Below are 18,933 nucleotides of genomic sequence, written 5' to 3' on the forward strand. Positions count from 1 at the left end.
TTGCTTTCGTGTTCACTTGGCTTCCCCCTCGGAGTTCTTGACCTGTGCGGGACGGAACAGTGCGAAGACGAGCGAGGTGTCGGGCAGTGCGGGGTCGGACGCCTCCCGGTACTCGTCCGCCAGCGCCTGCAACCGTGCTCCCAGTTCCGCGAACTGCTCATCGGTGAGCCGCAGATGGGCCATCCGTACGTGCCGTTCACCGTCGGCCGGTGAAGCCTCCAGGTCCGCCACCGCATGCCGCATCAGCACGTCCGGTCCGCCCTCGCCGGGATCGGGCAGCTCGATGGACCGTGCGGCCATCGCGTAATACCGCTCGGTGACGCCCCGTACCTTCCGCGTCCGGACCACCTTGACCAGGCCCGCCCGCTCCAGGAGCCGTACGTGGTAGCTGGAGCTCCCCTTCGCCAGGCCGACCCGCTCGGCGATCTGAGTGATGGTCGCCGGCTCGAAGCGGAGCACGGCCATGATCCGGTGGCGGGTGAGATTGGAGACGGCGCGCAACTGCTCGTCGGTGGTGACCTGAAACGTCTCGGGGACGTCGTCGATTGGCATGCTCACAATGGTCAACGTTTCTTGACCATTGAGCAAGGGCTTTGCGCGAAGATTCGGAACGAGCGGGGATCCAGGGCAGAGTGAGGGGATGACGATCACGTACGAGTGGCGGGGCGACATCGACAACGCGGCCCTCAACGCGCTGCACGCGGAAGGGTTCGGCCAACCGGCCGGCGACACGGACTGGCGTTCGCGGCTGCACCGGCACAGCCTCGGCTGGGTCTGCGCCCGGGAGGACGGCCTGCTGGCCGGCTTCGTCAACGTGGCCTGGGACGGCGGGGTCCACGCGTTCGTCCTCGATACGGTCGTGGCGCCCGGCAGTCGCGCGAAGGGGGTGGGGGTCGGGCTGATCGCGGCGGCCGTCGAGGGGAGCCGTGCGGCGGGATGTGCGTGGCTGCACGTCGACTTCGAGGAGCACGTGCGCCCGTTCTACGTCGGCGCGTGCGGCTTCCGGGAGACCGCGGCGGGGCTCATCGCCCTGTGAGCCCCGCCTCCGGGGTGCGACGTGGGTCAGTCGCCCGAGGTGTCCTCGGCCTCCCAGCGCAGCAGGTCCCCCGGCTGGCAGCACAGCACCTCGCAGAGCGCGGCGAGCGTCGCGAAACGCACGGCCTTGGCGCGGCCGTTCTTGAGCACCGCCAGGTTGGCGGGCGTGATCCCCACGCGCTCCGCGAGCTCACCCACGGACATCTTCCGCCGGGCCAGCATCACATCGATGTCGACGGTGATCGGCATCAGATCACCTCGTCCAGCTCGGCCTGCATCTTGGCCGCTTCGGTGTCGCGGGCGACGGCTTGGGCCAGCAGTGTGCGCAGGACGAGCACGATCAGCGCGACCCCCAGGATGCCCACGCCCACCCCGGCCATGATGACGGTGACGCCCGGGTCCTCGCGCTGACCGGGCGCGTTGACCGCCGTGACCGCGAACCACACGAGGGACGCCGCCGTGATCGCGCCGATCACACCGTCCACGTAGCGGAAGGCTGCGTGCGAGAACACGGTTCCGCGCCGCACCATCGCCACCAGCCGCCATACGCAGACCACGACGACCTGCACCGTCACCATGCCCAGGATCGTGAGCACCCGCATGGGGGTCAGCGGCACCGAGCCGTCCTCCGGATCATTGCCGCTGATCAACGTCCACACCATGCCTGCCTGTACGAACAAGGTGCCGGCGAACACCACCACCAGCAGAGCGCGCAGCGCGCCCACGGTCAGCCGTCCCATGGTTCATCCTTCCATCGAGTTACGATGGAAACCTATCGAATCTCGATAGGTGAAGGCAAGGGGAGTGACAGTCGGGCCTCAGCGGAAGGCGTCGGCGTTCTCCTCGGCCCACTGCTGGAACGTACGGCCCGGCGCCCCGGTGACCTGGGTGACGGTGTCGCGTACGGCGAGCAGTTCCTCGTTCGCGTCCCCGCCCATGACGTCGAGCACCGCGTCCGCGTCCTCCTCCCCGACGACCCCGGCCATCCACGTACGGGCCTCCTGCCGGCCGATCTCCGTGAACGGCACCGCACACCCGATCGCCGCCGCGACGGCCGCCACCTGCTGCCGGGCCGGCATCGCCTCGGGGCCCGTCAGGGCATACGCGCGACCCCGGTGACCGGGCTCGGTCAGCGCGACCCGGGCCACCGACGCGATGTCCGCGGGATGGATCGTGGGCAGCCCGGTGTCCGCGAAGGGCGCGCGGACCGCTTCCCCCGCGCGGACCGACGCGGCCCACAGCAGCGCGTTCGAGGCGAACTGGGTCGGCCGCAGGATGGTCCACGCCATGCCGCTGTCCTTGAGCAGCCGCTCGACCGCCAGGTTCTCGGCGGCGGGCCCCAGATGCGGATGGCTCCGGACGGTGATGGACGACACCAGCACCACATGTTCCACACCCGCGCGCCGGGCCGCCGCGAGGATGTCCGCGTCCGGGCCCACACGGGACGGCAGGAAGAGCGAGCGCACCCCGGCCAGCGCGGGTTCCAGCGACCCCGGCACCGCGAAGTCGGCCTCGACGGCCTCGACCCCCGCGGGGAGTGCCGCCCGTGAGGCATCACGGGTGAGCCCCCTCAGCGGGCCCGCGCCACGGGCACGCAACTCCCTCAGCAGCGCGCTTCCGATGTTCCCGGTGGCTCCGGTCACGAGGATCATGGACGTGTTCTCCCGTCGGCAGGTGACTGACTGGGGAACACGCTAGGAACTCAAGGGAACTTGAGGTCAAGGGGCCGTCGGCACCACCCGCATCCCCAGCCCGCGTACGCGGTAGATGCACGTGTCGTCGCCCCACAGCGTGGCGTCCGCCACCGCGTAGGGCCCCCGTGCGTCCCGGCCGCTCTCCACGATGTCCATGTCCACCCGGATCAGCCGGTGCGCCGGGGTGATCTGGCCCCGGTACGTCCACGCCGTCTCCCGGTCCGGCAGCACCGGCTCGAAGCGGGGCTGCGGCACACCCTCGGCCACATCGCGTTCGAGCAGGTAGTACTGGAGGAGCTGGCACATCGCCTCGACGCCCAGGGAGCCCGGCTGCACCGGGTCCTGGAAGAAGTGCGCGCGGAAGAACCAGGCGTCCGGGCGCACGTCCTTCTCCGACCGCAGCCGCCCGAGCCCCGCGCTGCCGCCGTCCGGCCAGTAACCGGTCACGCGGTCCAGCATCAGCAGCATGGGCCCCGGCAGACGCGGCTCTCCGCCGCAGTAGCGGTCCGGCCGGGTGCCCAGGTCGACGGCCCGGCCGGAGGGCTCGGTGAGGCGGGCGCGGTCGTCCGGCGTGACGGGGACACCCTGCTGGTCCTCGAAGGCCGACCGGGGGAAGAACCCGAAAACGGTCTCCATCGCGAACACGGGCACATCGTCCGCCGTACAGGACACCCGGAACGACTCGATGATCATCTCCCCGCTGCGGGAGAGCCTCGTCAGTTCGGCCCGGGTACGCACCGTGCGCGTCGCCGGGGTCACCTCACCGGTGACCCTCCCCGTCCCGTCGAGGTTGCGGAACAGCAGGTCCGCCTCCGTGGTCAGCGCGCTGCCCACGTACGAGGCGAGCCAGCCGCAGGGCTGCAGCGCGACCTCCATGAGGACGGCGAACGGCATGGTGCGGCCACCGCTCTGCTCGAAGAACCAGGCGTCCTCGGGCACGTCGTACTCCGCCACGACGCGACTGCCCTCCCGCATCCCGCCCTGCGGCCCGTCCACCGAGACGATCCGGCTCATGAAGTGGTACGGCGGGCCGGGCAGCCGCGCCACACCACGTGTGCCGTCGAAGGGCGCGTACATCGGGCCGAACGCCTCGCTCGGCCTGCCCCAGGCGCACGCCAGCAGCGAGGGGTAGTCGAACCGGAACCCGTCGGCCGCCGCGGCCACCGGCTTCTCCTCGCGATGCCCGGCGAGCCCGCCCAGCCGGGGGAGCGGCAGCGGGGTTCCACCGGTCTGCACGGCGGGCGGACCCGCGAGCCGCCACTGCGTCAGCGGCCAGTCCGGGACCAGCCGCAGCGCCATGCCGCGGCCCAGGAACGCCTTCGTCCCGTCCACGGAGCCCAGCACGTCGGCGTGGAGCGTGGGCACCGGACCGGCCGAGACGCCCCGTACGAGCACCTCGTAGACGACGCGCCGGTCCTCCGGGGTCGCCTGTCCCCGGCACATGGCCCGGCAGGGCTGACCGTCCACCGGCTCGAAGCGCCAGCCGTCCCGCGCGACCGTGTACCCCATGGCCGTCAGATAGAAGGCCATCGCCTGGAGGCCGCCCTGAAGCATCAAGGTGCCGGGCATGCACGGGTCGTTGTGGAAGTGCCCGGCGAAGAACCAGTCGTCCGGGTCCAACGAGGTCTCGGCGCGCAGATAACCCCGGCCCCACGGCCCGCCCGCCGGGTCGAACGCGCTCACCTCGTCCAGCAGCCGCAGCCGTTCCCCGTCGAGCCTCGGGGTGCGGACATGGGCGGCGGTCGCCTCCCAGCCGGGGCCGAAGCAGTCCGCCGGCCGCCCTTCCGCCAGGGCCCGCAGCGCCTCCGTGCCGAACCGGCGCCGCCCGCAGGGGACGGCCGGCGGGTCGAGCGGCAGGCCGTCACCGGGCGGATGCCCGGACGGATCCCACCGGATACCGCCGCTGTCGGCCAGCTCCGCCGGCGTGAAGAAGCCGGCCTGACCGTCGCGGACGCTGAGCCGGAGCTCGCCGTCGACATAACAGTCGTAGTGGAAGAAGGCGAGCCGCACGCCGTCGGCCTCCGCGTGGCCGTCGATGTGGATCTCGAAGCGCAGGGTGTCACCGGCACCCGGCGGGGCACCGTGGAAGGTGACCTCGCAGCCGAGCAGCCGGTAGGCGCGCTCGCCCCGGTTCAGGAGGTCGGCGCCCAGCCAGCTGAGCAGAAGCAGATCGGCCTGCCCCGCCTCGATCAGCACGCCGGACGGCATGTGGCCCGTGGAGTCCAGGTACCAGCTGTCCGGCAGGACGTCGGTCTCCGTCCAGATCCTGCCGTCGGTGCGCACCGGCCCCGGCAGGGCGAGCGCCCCTGGCACCGCGTCGATGCCGGTGACGCGGTCGGCGAGCAGCATCGGCGGTCCGGGCATGCGGGTCTGCACCGCGTATCCGTCCTGCTCGGCGAACCGGGGGCCGAACAGGGCGGAGATCCTTCCCCCCGCGAGGTATTCCAGCTGGGCGCGGTCGAACGTCGGCCCGCACACCGGGTCCGACGGGTGGGGTACGACCGGTGGTTCCGACGGGTCCGGTAGGACCGGTGGGTCCGTCAGACGTGCCGGCCCTCCGGGCCCCGGCCGCTGAGGCGCCGGCAGGGCGAGCGGGGCGGCCGTGCGGCGGGCGACGGGTGTGGCCGGGTGTACGGCGCCGGGGGCCGGTGTTCCGGTGCGCGTCAACGCCGTGACCGCCAGCGCCGACATGTCCAGGAAGCGCCGATGGCTCTCGGCGTGGCGGGCCATCACCTCCTGGTGCAGCTCGGCGGCCCGCGATGCCAGCCGGGCGACGGCGGCCCGAGCGCCCCCGGCCCCTGCCGCGGGGGAAGACGCCGCACGGCCCGGACGCTCCTCCACGACGCGGGTTCGTGGCACCGGGGAGGCCGCCGGCCGCCCCGGCCCGGGGGCCGGAACCGGAGCCAGCCGGGGTGCCCGGGGAAGGACCGGCACCCGGGGCGCCACGTCCGGCAGAGCCGGCGGCGGGACCGTCCGCAACGTCACGGTCGGACCGGGATCCGGCAGTTCCGTGGCGGCATCCGCCAGCCGGCCCAGCAACTCCTCGGTACGCACCGGCACTCCGGCGACGACCAGCTCGGCCACCGCGAGGCACAGCTGCCGCAGATCCGTGTCCTGCGGGGAGTCCAGGGCGACGGCCACATGCTCCCGGTCGCCGAGCACCCGCTTGATCCAGCCCGTGCACAGCTTCCGCGGGCCGTGCTCGACGAAGACGCGGACCCCGTCCGCCCACGCCCGCTCGACCGTGGCCGCGAAGTCGATCGTGCCCATGCCCTGAGCGGTGATCGCGTCGGCAGCCCGGTCGGCGGTCGGCACGTACGCCTGCCCGGTGGCCCCGCTGTAGAACCGCACACCGGGCACCGGCGAGGTCGGCCGGTGGTGGGCCGCGCGCCACACCTCGCGGACCTCCGCGAGCTCCGGTGCGTGGGCCGCCAGGTCGTAGTCCAGCTCGACGGCGAACTCCGCGCCCAGACCCGCCACGACGGCCGCACACGCCCGGGACTCGCCGCCGATGACGCACACCCCGGGGGCGTTCACCGCCATCAGATGGACGGCCGGCTCGCCGGCGAGTGCGGCGCGGACCACGTCCGCCCCGGCGCCGACCAGGTAGCTCGACCAGCGGGAGCCCTCGATGCCGTGCCGCTGCCAGTGGCGCCGCACCGCGCGGAGTTCACCGGTGAGTTCCGTCGTGAACAGGCCGCTGTCCCGGGTCGCCTCGTACAGCCCCGCGGCATCGGGCCAGGCACCCAGTGCGACCAGCGCGGTCGACTCGCCGGAGGAGTAGCCGAGTGCGGCATCCGGACGCAGGCCCAGCACCTCCCGGCTGAACACGGTGTGACAGACCGCCAGTTCGGCAGCGGACCAGATCTGCCGCAGCACCCCGTGGCGCGGCCCGGTCCGGAACCGTGCACCGACGGCGTGGTGGGTGTCCCGTACGGCCTCGCCGAGCGAGGGCAGCGCGAGCATCAGCTCATGGCCCATTCCCTCGTACGAGGCCGAGCCGTTGGTGTAGACGAACGCCGTCTCCCCGCCGACCGGCCGGTCCCGGTAGCGCACACCCGACGGCCTCGCCCCGCCCTCGGTCAGCCAGCAGCGGGCCGCCTCCTTGCGCTCGGCCGGCACATGGCCGCCCTCGGCCACGAATGCCAGCCGCGCCGGACCCGCGGCGGAGCGCACACCGGAGTCCAGTGCGGCCAGCACCTCCCGGCGGTCCGCACCGGAGTACACGTGCAGACCCGGGGCCGGCCCCGGCAGCCACGGCCGAGCGTCACCCGCGCGCAGCCGTACCTGCACGGCGGGCCCTTCCATCGGCGTCACCCCGACCCGCGCGGTGCGGGGGACCGCCCCGGTGTCGGCCGGACTGTCCGGACGGGGCACGGCACGGTGCTGGAGGGCCAGCGCGGCGACGGCGACGGAGACCAGACCGGACGCGGCGTGCGCGCGCCCGAAGACCGCCGACGGGTCGAACACGGCGTCGGGGCCGTCACCGATGACCATGTCGGGCTCGTCGTCACCCTTCTCGTCGAGCAGCGCGACCACCGTGTCACCGTCCCTGCGCGCGGTGTCCAGGAGCTTGAGTACGAGAACGACGGCCGCGTCCCCCGGCTCGCCCCTGTGCCCCAGCTCCCGCACGGCCTCCCGGTGGACCGTCTCGCAGGACACGTCGGCGGCACCCACGAGTGCGGCGTCGGCCTCGCCCGCACGCAGCGCCCGCGCCGCGAGTTCCAGCGCGACCGGCCCGGACGCCTCCTCCGCCGACACCGTGAATCCGGAACCGCCGAGGTCGAGTTGGGTGCTGATGCGGTTCGCCGCGAGGTTGGGCATGCTCCCCACCACGCCCTCCGCCGTCATCGCCGGGGCGAACGCGTCCCGGGCGCGGGCCGCCCGCACGACGCCCGCCTGCCCGCCCTCCTCCAGCCAGTGCGGCACCCGCCAGCGGGCACCCGCCCGACCCACCTCCGGGTCCACGCCCATCCCGATGACCACCATGGTCCGCTCACGCGGAAGGCCCACGGTCCGTACCGCCTCCCGGGCGGCCTCCAGTACCAGGAGCTGATGGCGTACGGTCCGCTCCAGGGCCAGCGGAGGGAAGCACAGGTCCTGCAGCCCCACGGCGAACTCCTCGGCGGGGCCCCGCCGTTCGCCGCCCAGGAGCGCGCGGCGCAAGTCCTCGGCGGACGTCCCGTCGCCCACCCGGGCACCGATCGCGACGACGGCCACCGGCGCCCGGTTCCGTGACGTCCCTGACGCGCGCGCCGACCGGGGCACGACGGACCGGGGCACCTCGTCCGGATGGTCCACGATCACATGGGCGTTGGTCCCGCCGAAGCCGAACGCGCTCACCGCCGCCCTCCGCGCGCCCGTCCACTCCTCCGGCTCCGCGAGCACGCGCAACGGTGTGCCCGACAGCGCGTCCAGCGGCCGTCGCCCGCCCAGCGTCGCCGGACGCACCCCCGCCCCCAGCGCACCGAGCACCTTGAGCAGCCCGGTCATGCCCGCCGAAGCCAGCAGGTGCCCGACATTGGACTTCACCGAGCCGATCGGCATGTCCTCGGCGGCCCCGAACACCTCCGCCATGGCCCGCGCCTCCACGGCGTCCCCGACCGGTGTCCCCGTCGCATGGCACTCGACCAGCCCGACCGACTCGGGGGCGATGCCCGCCCGCTCGTACGCCAGACGCATCGCCCGCACCTGGCCCTCCTCGGAGGGGCTGATGAGCCCGGCACCACGCCCGTCGTTGGAGAGCCCCGCGCCCCGGATCACACCGAGCACCGGAAGGCCGGCGGCGCGGGCGTCCGGCAGCCGCATCAGCGCGACGAACCCGGCACCCTCGCCGTGCACCAGCCCGTCCGCGTCCTGCTGGAACGGGCGGCACCGACCCGTACGGCTGGTCGCGGACAGCGCGCAGAACCCCACATGGAGGTAGAGCGGGTCGGGCCGGCTGACCGCACCCGCCACCATCAGATCGGCCGTTCCGTCGTGCAGCCGGTCGCACGCCAGCTTCACCGCGTACAGCGAAGAGGCACAGGCGGCATCGAGGGACCACGCCCCCGCCCCGAGTCCCAGCACCCGCGCCGCGAACGCCGCCGGCAGCCCCGAGGAGAAGCGGTTACGGGCATCGGGACGCGTACGGCGCGCACCCCTCAGCAGGGCGTCGCGCAGCGCCGGCCGCTGCGCGGACAGCCATACGTGTTCGGCGAAGGCGGCCCCGGACTCCGTCGGGTACGACAGGTTCCCCAGCACCAGCCCCCCGCGCGGCAGCGGACCGGGGCGGCCCGCCTCGGAGAGGGCCTGGCGCGCCCCGTACAGGACCCAGTGGAACAGCGGGTCCAGCGCACGGATCTCCTCCGGGGCGATCGCGAAGCCGCCCGGGTCGAAGACGGACTCGAACCCTTCGACGTAACCGCCGATCTCGCTCCATGTGCGGTCCACGGAATCGCCCACCGAGCCCATGACCTGCGGGCGCGGGATCCGCCACCGTCCCGCCGGGGCGGCCGACAGGGCGGTGCGGCCGGCCGCGATGCCGGCCCAGAACGTGTCCGGGTCCAGGGCGCCGGGCAGCACACAGCCCCGGCCGACGACGGCGATCGGTTCGAAATCCATACGGGTGCTCACTCGGTCGGCGGATAAGGAGGCGGAAGCCGGGGAGGGGTGCGGATCAGGACGGGCGGCGGACGAGTTCCACGCCGATGAGTTCCAGCAGGACGCTTCCGTCGGCGCCGATCAGCGCGGCGTCGCAGCGCGCCCCGGTGTCGTGCGTCTTCCGCCCGCGCACCACACACCGGACCTCGCCCTCCACCGGACCGCGCCGGTGGACACGGCACTCCGCGACCCCCATCGGCAGCGTCCGTGCTCCGAGCGCCGTCTCCGCCCAGAGCAGGGAGAGTTGCAGCGCCCCGTCCACAGCCGCCGCGTCCAGCGGCCCGTGCGCGCCTGCCCAGTCCAGAGCGCGCAGCCCCGCGACAACCGCCTCGGCACCGTGCTCCGATGCGCCGTTCACCGTGCGCAGGGCGTGGAACCGAGGGCCGTGGAAGAGGGCCGTGCCCTCGTAGGGACCGGCCGCGTCGAGCGGCTTCAGGGCGTCGGGGGTGTCCCAGGCGTCCGGAGCCGGCAGGTCGTCGGCGGTGTCGAGCACGGCCCGGTAGTACGCCGTACCGTCCTCGCTCCGCAGCTCCGCGTCCAGGCCCCGCGGCGCACCGGGTGCGCCCCGGCTGCCGAGCACGGTGAGCCGGTGGCCCGCTCCCGCCAGGTTCGGCAGGGCGCACGTCCGGTACACGCGCAGCTCCCGCACGACGAGCGGACCGGAGGCCGGGAGCCACGCCACGGCGGCACCGGCGAACCAGTCCAGGGCCAACGCCACGGGCAGCACGGGGACATCGGCGGGCGCGTGGTCCGCCAGCTGAGGCAGCGCGTCCGCGCGGACCAGCACCTGTGCCCGGGACGCGTCACCGGCCGGCGCGATGGCCGCAGGGTCCTCGCCGGCCACGAGGACGACCCGGGGCTCACCGGCCGGGCCGGCCAACTCGGCGCTGAAGGCGGCGGCACCCTGCGCCAGGGGGATGAGCGGCACCCCGGACCGGCCGAAGTGCGCCGCGAGGGAAGGGCTGACCATTCCGCCCTGCCACGGCCCCCAGGCCACACACCGCACCAGGCAGTCGGGGCGGCGGGCCTGTTCGGCGGATGCCACCTGGTGCAGCACCTCGTTGGCCATGGCGTAGTCGCACTGCCCCGGGTTGCCGAACACGGCGGCCACCGAGGAGAACAGGACGATCGTGTCCAGCGGATCGTCCGCCGTCGCCGCCAGCAGGGCCCGCAGCCCGTCCACCTTCGTGGACATCACCAGCCCGGCCTGCTCGTCGCTCTTCTCCGCGATCCGCTTGTCGGCCAGCACCCCCGCACCGTGCACGATGCCGGTGACCGGACCCCATGCCTCACGTACGTCACGCAGCGCCTCGGCCAGGGCGTCGGCGTCGCGGGCGTCCGCCCGGACGTACCGGACCGGTGATCCGGCCGCCTCCAGAGCGGCCACCGTCGCCCGCACCTCGCGCGCGGCCAGGATCTCCCGGGCCCGCGCCGCGATGCGCGCGGGGGAGGTGTCCGTCCCGGCGGCGTCCGCACGCTCGGCGAGCAGGCGGGTGAGCGACGGCTCGTCGGCAGCTGCTTCGAGCCCCGCGGGTTCGGCGCCCGGGTCGGTCCTGCCCACCAGCACGATCCGGGGACGGTGTGCCCCGGCCAGGTCCAGCAGGGCGGCGGCGGTCACCCCGCGCGCGCCCCCGGTGGCCACGAGCACCGACGCGGAGGAGATCCGGCCCTCCCCTTCCGGTGCCACCGGAGCGGGCACCAGGTGCGGGACGGCCCGTGAACCGTCGGCCCGGAGACCGGCCTCCTTGTCGGCGCCGCCTGCGAGGAGTTCGCGTACGACCGCCTCGGCGACCTCCGCGTCGTCCCGGCCGCCGCGCTCGCAGTCGACGACCCTGCACGAGGCGCCGGGCCACTCCTTCGCCGCGGTCCTGACCAGTCCGGCGACCCCGCCCAGCCAGGCCCGGTCGCGCGTGCGACCGCCGAGCCCGAAGTCGCCCCCGGTGTCCTGCACGGCCACGAACGTGACCTCGTTCCCTCCCGCCGCCCGCGCCGCCACCGTCCGCGCCGCGCGGAGCGCCGACAGGTGCAGCTCCCTCGCCTCGTCCGGTGCGCTCGACGAGGTGAGCCCGCCGAGATGGATGACCGCCCGTGCGTCCGACGGCACCTCGGCCACGGCGGTGGCGTCCACGCCGCGCTCGACGAGCTTCCGCGCGACGAGACCGGCCGGCCCGTCGGGACCCCCGCCGGTCACGACGACGGGCCCGTCCAGCAGGCCCGCCGTCACCAGGCCCGATGCCGGTGACTCCAGCAGGCGCGGTACGAGCCGCGTCAGGGGCACGTCCTTCCCGGGGCAGGCGTCCGGGACGGGAAACCCGGCACCCTCCGGGGCGTCGGAGCCCGTGGACGCCTGGGGCGTCGGCTCGGGGGCGGAGACGAGGGCATCGACGATCTCGCGCAGCGTGCGAAGCCGCCCCAGGCGCCCGACGTCGCCCGATGCCACCTCGCCCACCTGACGGCGGACCGCCGACAGGATCTCGACCCGCTTGATGGAGTCCACCCCCAGGTCGGCCTCCAGCTCCATGTCCAGGGTGAGCATCTCCGCCGGATAGCCGGTCAGCCGGGCCACCACCGACAGCAGTACGCCCTCCAGTTCGGACGACGACATGGCCGGGGCCGCACGGGAGGCGGGCGCCGGGACCGGAACCGGAACGGAAGGAGGAGCCAGGACCGGTGCGGGAGGGGGCGCGACGGGCGCCGGCGGTACGGACATCGCCTCCGGCACCAGCAGGGGAACGGCTGACTCAGCCACAGGCACCGAGGCCCGGGGGAGCGGCAGCGGCACGGAGGCGGCGACGGCCTTCCCTCCGACCCCCTCCCCGCCGAGCGGCATGCCGAGCAGCGCGGCCATGCTCGTCTCGGTCATCCGGAGAAACGCCGTGTGGCTGTCCACCAGCATGCGCTGACACGCCGCGTGGGCCTCCGCCGTCTGCCGGTGCACCTGCTCGACGGCCGCGTACACGTCCGGACCGAGGGAGGTGACGGCCTCGGACACGGGGGCATCGTTGGCCCCGACGGTCCGCGGAGGCGCGGGGTGCACAGGGGTGTACGCGGGCATGGGAGCCGCCTGGTGCTCGGGCTCGGGTGCGGACGGGGGCGACGGCCGGCTCTCCGGCTCGGCCGACGCGGCACGGGGCGGCGGAAGCTGACCGTGGTTGGCTCCGCTGATCTTCACCGTCATTCGGGGCTCGCGCTCCTTCGCTGAGGTTTCGGGCACGTCGTAGGGCGCCCAGAGAGCGCCGAGATCGAGGGGGACACCGCGCACGGCGAGTTCGCCGAGGGCCGCGTGCAGGCTGCCGGTCCCGGCCCGGCCCGGCCCGTCCAGGGACACGGCCGCGTGCGGGCGGTCGCCGAGGATCTGCCCCGTCAGAACGGTCAGCGCGTTGCCCGCACCGACCTCGACGAAGGTCCGCACCCCGTTCGCGTACATCGCCTCGATCTGGTCCTGGAAGAGCACCGGCGAGGCGAGATGGTCCGCGATCCGGCGGCGCACCTCCTCGGGATCCGAGGGGTACGGTGCCGCGTCGGCGTTGCCGTAGACCTCGGTCCGGGGCCCCGTCAGCGGCACCGAGCGCAGGTACGCGGCCAGCGGCCCGGCGGCCGGGGCGACGAGCGGACTGTGGAAGGCGGTCGACGTGGCCAGCCTCCGGGTCGCCACACCTTCGGCGGCGAAGCCCTCCTCGGCGCGGGCGACAGCGTCGACGGTGCCCGAAAGCACCACCTGACGCGGCGAGTTGTGATTGGCGGGCCAGACGCCCCCGTACGCTCCGGCGGCCAGTACCTCCGCGACACGGGCATGGTCCGTCGCGACCGCCAGCATCGCGCCCGGCGTGCCGGCCGCGTCCCGCATCAGCTCACCCCGGCGACGGGCGAGACCCACCAGCGCCCCGGCGTCCAGCACACCCGCGCAGTGCAGCGCCACCAGCTCACCGAAGCTGTGCCCCGCCACGCAGTCCGGGCGCAGCCCCAGTTCCCGCACCACCTCCAGCAGCGCCAGCGCGTGCACCGCCAGTGCCGGCTGCGCCCACTCGGTGGCGTCCAGCAGCGCTCGCCGTGCCGCGCGCTCCTCCTCGGTGAAGGCGGGCGGCGGGAACACGACGCGGTGCAGCGCCCGGCCGTCGAAGGACGCGCCGCCCAGCCGGTCCCACACGCCCTGCGCGGCCGGCGACAGTATGGCGACCCCGGCGCCCATCCCGACGTACTGCGCACCCTGGCCGGGAAAGAGGAAGCCGATGCGGCCGGGCGCCGGTTCCCCGTACGCGCAGCGCGTTCCCTGCGGCGTGGCGAACGCCGTGCCGGGCCGCTGCCCGATCAACGCGAGGGCCCGGTCGTACTTCTCCCGCAGGTCCTCCCCGTCGTGGGCGACGATCGCCAGCCGCACCGGGGCGGTGGGGGAGAAGGACGTGTGGCTTTCCCGCGCCAGTGCGGCGAGCGGGCGGCCCGCGTCGGTCGGCGGCGGTACGAGGGCGGCGGGTGAGTCCCCGCTGAACAGGACGAGTTCGCTCGGCGCCGAGCGATGGCGCAGGGCCACCCGGCCCCCGCCCGAGGGCACGTACTCCTCCAGCGTGACGTGGAAGTTGCTGCCGCCGAAGCCGAAGCTGGACACCGATGCCCGGCGGGGACGGCCGGGCGGCCGTACCCAGGGGCGTGTCTCCGTGTTCACGTAGAACGGGCCGTCGGGAAGTGCCGCCGCCGGGTTGGGGCGCTCGACCTTCACGGTCGGCGGCAGCACCTGGTGGCGCAGGGCCATGACCGCCTTGAGGAGCCCGGCAGCGCCCGCCGCGCACTTGGTGTGGCCGATCTGGGACTTCACCGAACCGATGGCGCACCACTGCCCGTCCGAACGGCCCGAAGCGCCGAACACCTCGCCGAGTGCAGCCAGTTCGGCCGTGTCGCCGGCCTTGGTCCCGGTGCCGTGCGCCTCGACCAGCTCGACGGTCTCCGGTCCGTAACCGGCGTCCTCGTACGCGCGGCGCAAGGCCCGCGCCTGGCCCTCGGGCAGCGGGGCGTAGATCGCGGTGCCCCGGCCGTCGGAGGAGGTGCCGATGCCCCGGATCACCGCGTGGACGCGGTCGCCGTCCCGCTCCGCGTCGGCCAGCCGCTTCAGGGCGTACATGACGACGGCCTCACCCAGCATCGTGCCGTCCGCCTCGGCCGAGAACGGCCGGCAGTCACCGCTCGGGGACAGCGCGGGCGTCTTGGAGAAGCACAGGAACATGCCGATGTCGTTGCCCGTGTCCACACCCCCGCTGATCACCAGGTCGGCCCGGCCGAGTGCCAGCTCACCGACCGCCGTGGACAGGGCGGCCAGCGAACTGGCACAGGCCGCGTCCGTGGTGTGGTTGATGCCGTGCAGGTCGAACCGGTTGGCGATCCGGCCCGCGACGACGTTGCCCAGCAGACCGGGGAACGTCGACTCCCGCCACGGCTGGAACCGGGCGGAGATCCGGTCGCACACCGCCCGCGCCTCGGCCTCGTCGAAGCCGCTCTCACGGAGCGCGGCGAGCCACACCGGGCGGTGCGTCCGCCCGTACATGTGCGGCAGCAGCTCCAGCGCCGCCGCACCGAGGACGACACCGGTCCGGTCCGGGTCCAGCCGCGCCCTGCCCCCGACGTCCGCCAGCACCTGGTCGGCGACCATCAGGGCGAGCAGCTGGGAGGTGTCCGTCGAGGAGAGGACGGTGGGGGGAACCCCGTACGCCATCGGATCGAAGTCGACCTCCGGCAGGAAGGCTCCACGGCGTGCGTACGTCCGGTCGGGGGCGGCCGGGTCCGGGTCGTAGTGGTCCTCCACCCGCCAGCGGGAGGCGGGGACCTCGGTGATCAGGTCCTGTCCGCCGGACACGATCCGCCAGTACCCGGCCGCGTCCGTCGCACCGGGTACCAGGGCGCCCACTCCGACCACGGCGACGGGATGGCGGCCGGGAGGGGAGGAGCGCACGGATTCTCCTGGAGAGGTGGGCTTCGGTACGCGGAGGCCGCTCATGACGGCTCGCACGGTGCGTAGGCGAACGCCTCGGACGGCAACGGCACTCCATGGGTGCGCAGTTGATGGGCGCGTGTGAGCACGGCCGCGCCTTCGAGCAGGTGGAGGGCGATCCCGACCACGGTCCGGTTCGCCGGATCGGCGAGTGGGGTGCCCGCCACCCACCGGTTGAAGGAACCCATCGAGGGACCGCACCAGATCTGGTAGTCGGTACGCCGCGATGCCTCGCCGTCGATCGCCCAGCGGCTCGAACTCCCCAGGTACCAGCGGAAGATCAGGGCCATACGGTGCTTGGGGTCCGCCTGGGCGCGCGTGATCTCCGAGGGGTCGCGCCGCTCCCAGAACGCCCGTGTGTGCTGCCAGACCTCGTCGAACGAGGCACCCAGCACCTCGCGTTCGAGCGCGGCACGCAGGGCGGGCGGCATCTCCTCCAGTGCGTCGTGCGCCCGGTACGCCGCGTAGAGCCTGCCGGCCCGCCGGGCGAACATCGTCCCCCGCGCGAGCACCTGCAGCTTCACGCCGAGCTCGAACATGTCCGCCGCCGGCGCCATTGCCACGTCCGCGATGTCGGCGTCGCACAGCATGGCCTTGGCCTCGTCGGACAGCCCGGCCTCGACGGCGGTCTGGTTCACCGACCCCACGACCACGTACGACGCGCCGAGGGCGAAGGCGGCGGCCACCGCGGCGGGTGTGCCGAGACCGCCGGCCGCACCGATCCGGACCGGCCGGCGATAGCCGTACCGCGCGCGCACCTCGTCGCGCAGCGCCGCGATCCTCGGCAGCAGGACCGACAACGGCCGGTTGTCGGTGTGCCCGCCGCTGTCCGCCTCCACGGTGATGTCCTCGGCCACCGGCACGCACGCCGCGAGCCCCGCCTCCTCCCGCGTCAGCCTGCCCTGCGCCACGAGGGAGTCCAGAAGTCCGGCAGGGGCCGGCGAGAGGAACCGCTCGGCCACTTCCGGCCGGGACACCTTGGCGAGCATCCGCGTACGACGGACGATGCCACCGCCCACGTCCCGGCGCAGACCCCGGGCCGCACACCACACGACGGCGGGGGTCAGCTCCATGTACGCCGACGCGGAGACGAGGGGGACACCGCAGCGGACGAGGAGTTCGGCGACACGTGACTCCAGCTCCGGTTCGGCCGGGGAGTGAATGAGGTTCACACCCCAGTTCCGCCGCTCGCCCAGTTCGTGGACGAGCGTGAGGACCGCCCGCTCCACCTCCGGGTACGCCAGACCGCCCGCGCCGAAGAAGCCCAGCATGTCCGCCCGCGCCATCGCCGCCACCATCGCGGTGGTCGCGATGCCGTTCGCCATCTCGCCCGCGATGTAGGGGAAGCGGACCTCGTGCGCCTCGCAGAAGGTACGGCCGCCGAGCCATTCGGGGTACAGCGGCGGCAGAGTCGCGAGCACCCGGTCCGGCGGCACGGGACCGCACACGAGCCCCCGTTCACGCCCGTCCGGTCCGCCGACCAGATGGACGGGTTCCCGGATGCGCCGGGCACAGGCGGCGATCCCGTCGAGGGTGAAGGCATCCGGGGGCATCACGGAGGAGCCGGAAGCTGCGAGGACGGTCACGGGAAGGCTCCAACGGCACAGGGAGGCGGACGGGTCGGTGAGAGGGAGGAGCGGGCGGTCAGGCGCGGTGAACGGGCGGCGAAACGTCCGCGGTCGCACCCGGGGGAGCGGGTACGGTCCACGGGCGCGCGGCCAGGCCCGCCCGGAGGTAGCCGGCACCCACCGGCGCGGATGCGGCGGAGGGGCCCAGCCGGGCCCGGACACGGGTGTCGTCGAATCGCCGCCGGTGCGCGAGGTAGGCCGTCATGCCCGGGTAGAAGTCGAGCAGGGATTCCAGGGCCGACGGGGTGTCCGGCCGGGCGTCCACCAGTTCCACGCTTACCGCGACCAGCCGTTCCAGCACTTCCACGACGGTCGTCACGGACACATCGCGGTCGTGGACGACGTGGTACGTATCGACCCCGCCCGAGGGTGCCCGGCCGGCCAGCCGCACCATGACCTCGGCCGCGTGCTCCACCTGGAGAAGGTTGAGCCGGCCGAGCGCGTGCCCCACCATCCGGACCCGGGGCCGGGCGTCGGCGCGCAGGGCGGGAGTGCCGGGCCCGGGGGCGTGGCGCGCGTCCCGCAGGATGCGCTCGACGACCTGCAAGGGGTGCGACGGGAGGTCGGGGTGCGGCGGCAGGTCGGTGACCAGGATGCCGGGCCGCAGCACCAGGACCGGCCGGCCGTGCTCCTTCGACCAGGCGTGCACCAGTAACTCCGCCTCGTACTTCGAGCGTTCATAGGCGTTCTCGAAGCCGTGGGCGTCGTCCAGCTCGTCCTCGTACGCCACACCCTCGCGCCGGGCCCCGGCCACGAACGCCGTGCTCACGTGGTGCACACGGGGCCGCAGGCGCCCCGCGGCGGCCAGCTCCAGAACGTGCCGGGTCCCTTCCACATTGGTCCGGCGCAGCTCGGCGAGGTCCCCCTCCAGGTTGATACTCCCGGCGCTGTGCCAGAGCGTGCCGATACCGTCGGCCAGTTCCTGGAACGCATGCCCGGACAGCCCCAGCCCGGCCCGCGCGAGGTCCGTCTCCACCACCCGCAGCCGGTCGGGGAGCGCGGCGGTGAACGCCTCGGGAGAGCCGGTCAGTTCGAAGAAGCGGATGATGCGCTGCAGAGCGTCGCCCGACCCCGCGTGCGCCAGCACCGTCACCGACCGGTGCGTGTCGAGCAGACGACGCAGCAGGCGCAGTCCGAGAAATCCGGTGGCGCCGGTGAGGGCTACGTGCACGGCCAGGACTCCAAGGGCTTCGGAAGGGACAGCCACGTCCCGCCGCGCTCGGCGGAGGGCGGGGCGCCGCCGGTGTGACGACGAGGGGAGGCGGGACGCGTCATGACGTTCCGGCGGTGCGGTCGTACCACGAGCGGTACGTGCCACGACCGGCCGGTCCGGCACCGCGCCGACGCTACGAATCACCGTCCCTCCCGGGCACGTTGATCTTCGGCGCACGGCACACCATGGCAGACGGCATGCGAAGCGGAAGACCTCGATCCGGGCTGCTCACCCGAACGAATTACTCCCCGGCCACGGGCCGCGCACGCCAGTACGGAGACGCAGCGACGCCCGTGCCGCGCGGGACTTCGTGGCTTCCGCGGGGAGACGCGCGCTTGGCTCATCCCTCCTTCGAGGGATCTTGCGGGCCGCCCCGGGACCGGTCGTCGCCCGCTCCCGGAGGCGTTGCGGTGCCTGCGCGGGAAGGGGGTTGACGCGCTGCGTCCCTACGGGGGAGACGCAGCCCGGACCGACGCGAGGCGGACGGTGCCCGTTGCCGAGGGCGATGCTGAGGCGCGCGGGCGAACCCACCGCCCCTCCTGCCGAGCCCTTCACCACCACCCCGCCCCGCCACGCATAGGAGTCCCCCATGTCCGCTTCCGGCCGGCCGGCCTCGTCGACGGAGCCCGCACCGCCCACCAAGTCGGTCCCCAGCGCCAGGTCCGCGCCGTCGGGGCCCCGGCCCGAGCGCCCCGACGGCGCGGACCTGGCGCTGGGGACCGACTTGGTGGGCGGTGCGGGCTC

Annotated in this window: 9 protein-coding genes; 1 reads left to right on the forward strand and 8 read right to left on the reverse strand. The window is 74.0% G+C overall.

The genetic code is table 11. The features are described from left to right. Window positions 1–12 precede the first annotated feature (12 nt). Window positions 13–552 carry an ArsR/SmtB family transcription factor gene (locus EAO73_RS25820; protein ID WP_147973980.1) on the reverse strand — a complete coding sequence of 180 codons (540 nt, stop codon included), beginning with the start codon at window positions 550–552 and terminating at the stop codon, window positions 13–15. Between the two features lie 88 nt (window positions 553–640). On the opposite strand from EAO73_RS25820, the gene EAO73_RS25825 reads away from it, so the two are divergent. Further along, entirely contained in the window at window positions 641–1,036 is a 396-nt protein-coding gene (locus EAO73_RS25825) for a GNAT family N-acetyltransferase (RefSeq protein WP_147973981.1), read from the forward strand. Between the two features lie 26 nt (window positions 1,037–1,062). Here EAO73_RS25825 and EAO73_RS25830 read toward each other — a convergent pair whose 3' ends face one another. From EAO73_RS25830 to EAO73_RS25860, 7 genes are all read right to left on the reverse strand, one after another. Then, window positions 1,063–1,284 (reverse strand): helix-turn-helix domain-containing protein, encoded by a 222-nt coding sequence (locus EAO73_RS25830; protein ID WP_147973982.1) that lies wholly within the window; start codon window positions 1,282–1,284, stop codon window positions 1,063–1,065. After that, window positions 1,284–1,775, reverse strand: a complete 492-nt coding sequence (locus EAO73_RS25835; protein WP_147973983.1) for a DUF2975 domain-containing protein — start codon at window positions 1,773–1,775, stop codon at window positions 1,284–1,286. The genes EAO73_RS25830 and EAO73_RS25835 overlap by 1 nt, the downstream gene beginning before the upstream one ends. Before the next feature lie 78 nt (window positions 1,776–1,853). Next, window positions 1,854–2,687 carry an SDR family oxidoreductase gene (locus tag EAO73_RS25840; RefSeq protein ID WP_147973984.1) on the reverse strand — a complete coding sequence of 278 codons (834 nt, stop codon included), beginning with the start codon at window positions 2,685–2,687 and terminating at the stop codon, window positions 1,854–1,856. A 66-nt stretch (window positions 2,688–2,753) separates the two neighbouring features. Beyond that, on the reverse strand, window positions 2,754–9,332 hold the full coding sequence (locus tag EAO73_RS25845; RefSeq protein ID WP_147973985.1) for a type I polyketide synthase: 6,579 nt from the start codon (window positions 9,330–9,332) through the stop codon (window positions 2,754–2,756). A gap of 55 nt (window positions 9,333–9,387) precedes the next feature. Then, entirely contained in the window at window positions 9,388–15,354 is a 5,967-nt protein-coding gene (locus tag EAO73_RS25850) for a type I polyketide synthase (RefSeq protein ID WP_147973986.1), read from the reverse strand. Next, a complete protein-coding gene (locus EAO73_RS25855) occupies window positions 15,351–16,901 on the reverse strand; it encodes a PfaD family polyunsaturated fatty acid/polyketide biosynthesis protein (protein WP_191134230.1) in 1,551 nt (516 codons plus the stop codon). The genes EAO73_RS25850 and EAO73_RS25855 overlap by 4 nt, the downstream gene beginning before the upstream one ends. Window positions 16,902–16,992: 91 nt before the next feature. After that, window positions 16,993–18,147, reverse strand: coding sequence for an SDR family oxidoreductase (locus EAO73_RS25860; protein ID WP_147973988.1), 1,155 nt, complete (start codon window positions 18,145–18,147; stop codon window positions 16,993–16,995). Window positions 18,148–18,933 lie beyond the last annotated feature (786 nt).

Source organism: Streptomyces sp. col6 (assembly GCF_008042035.1).
Taxonomy (GTDB): Bacteria; Actinomycetota; Actinomycetes; order Streptomycetales; family Streptomycetaceae; genus Streptomyces.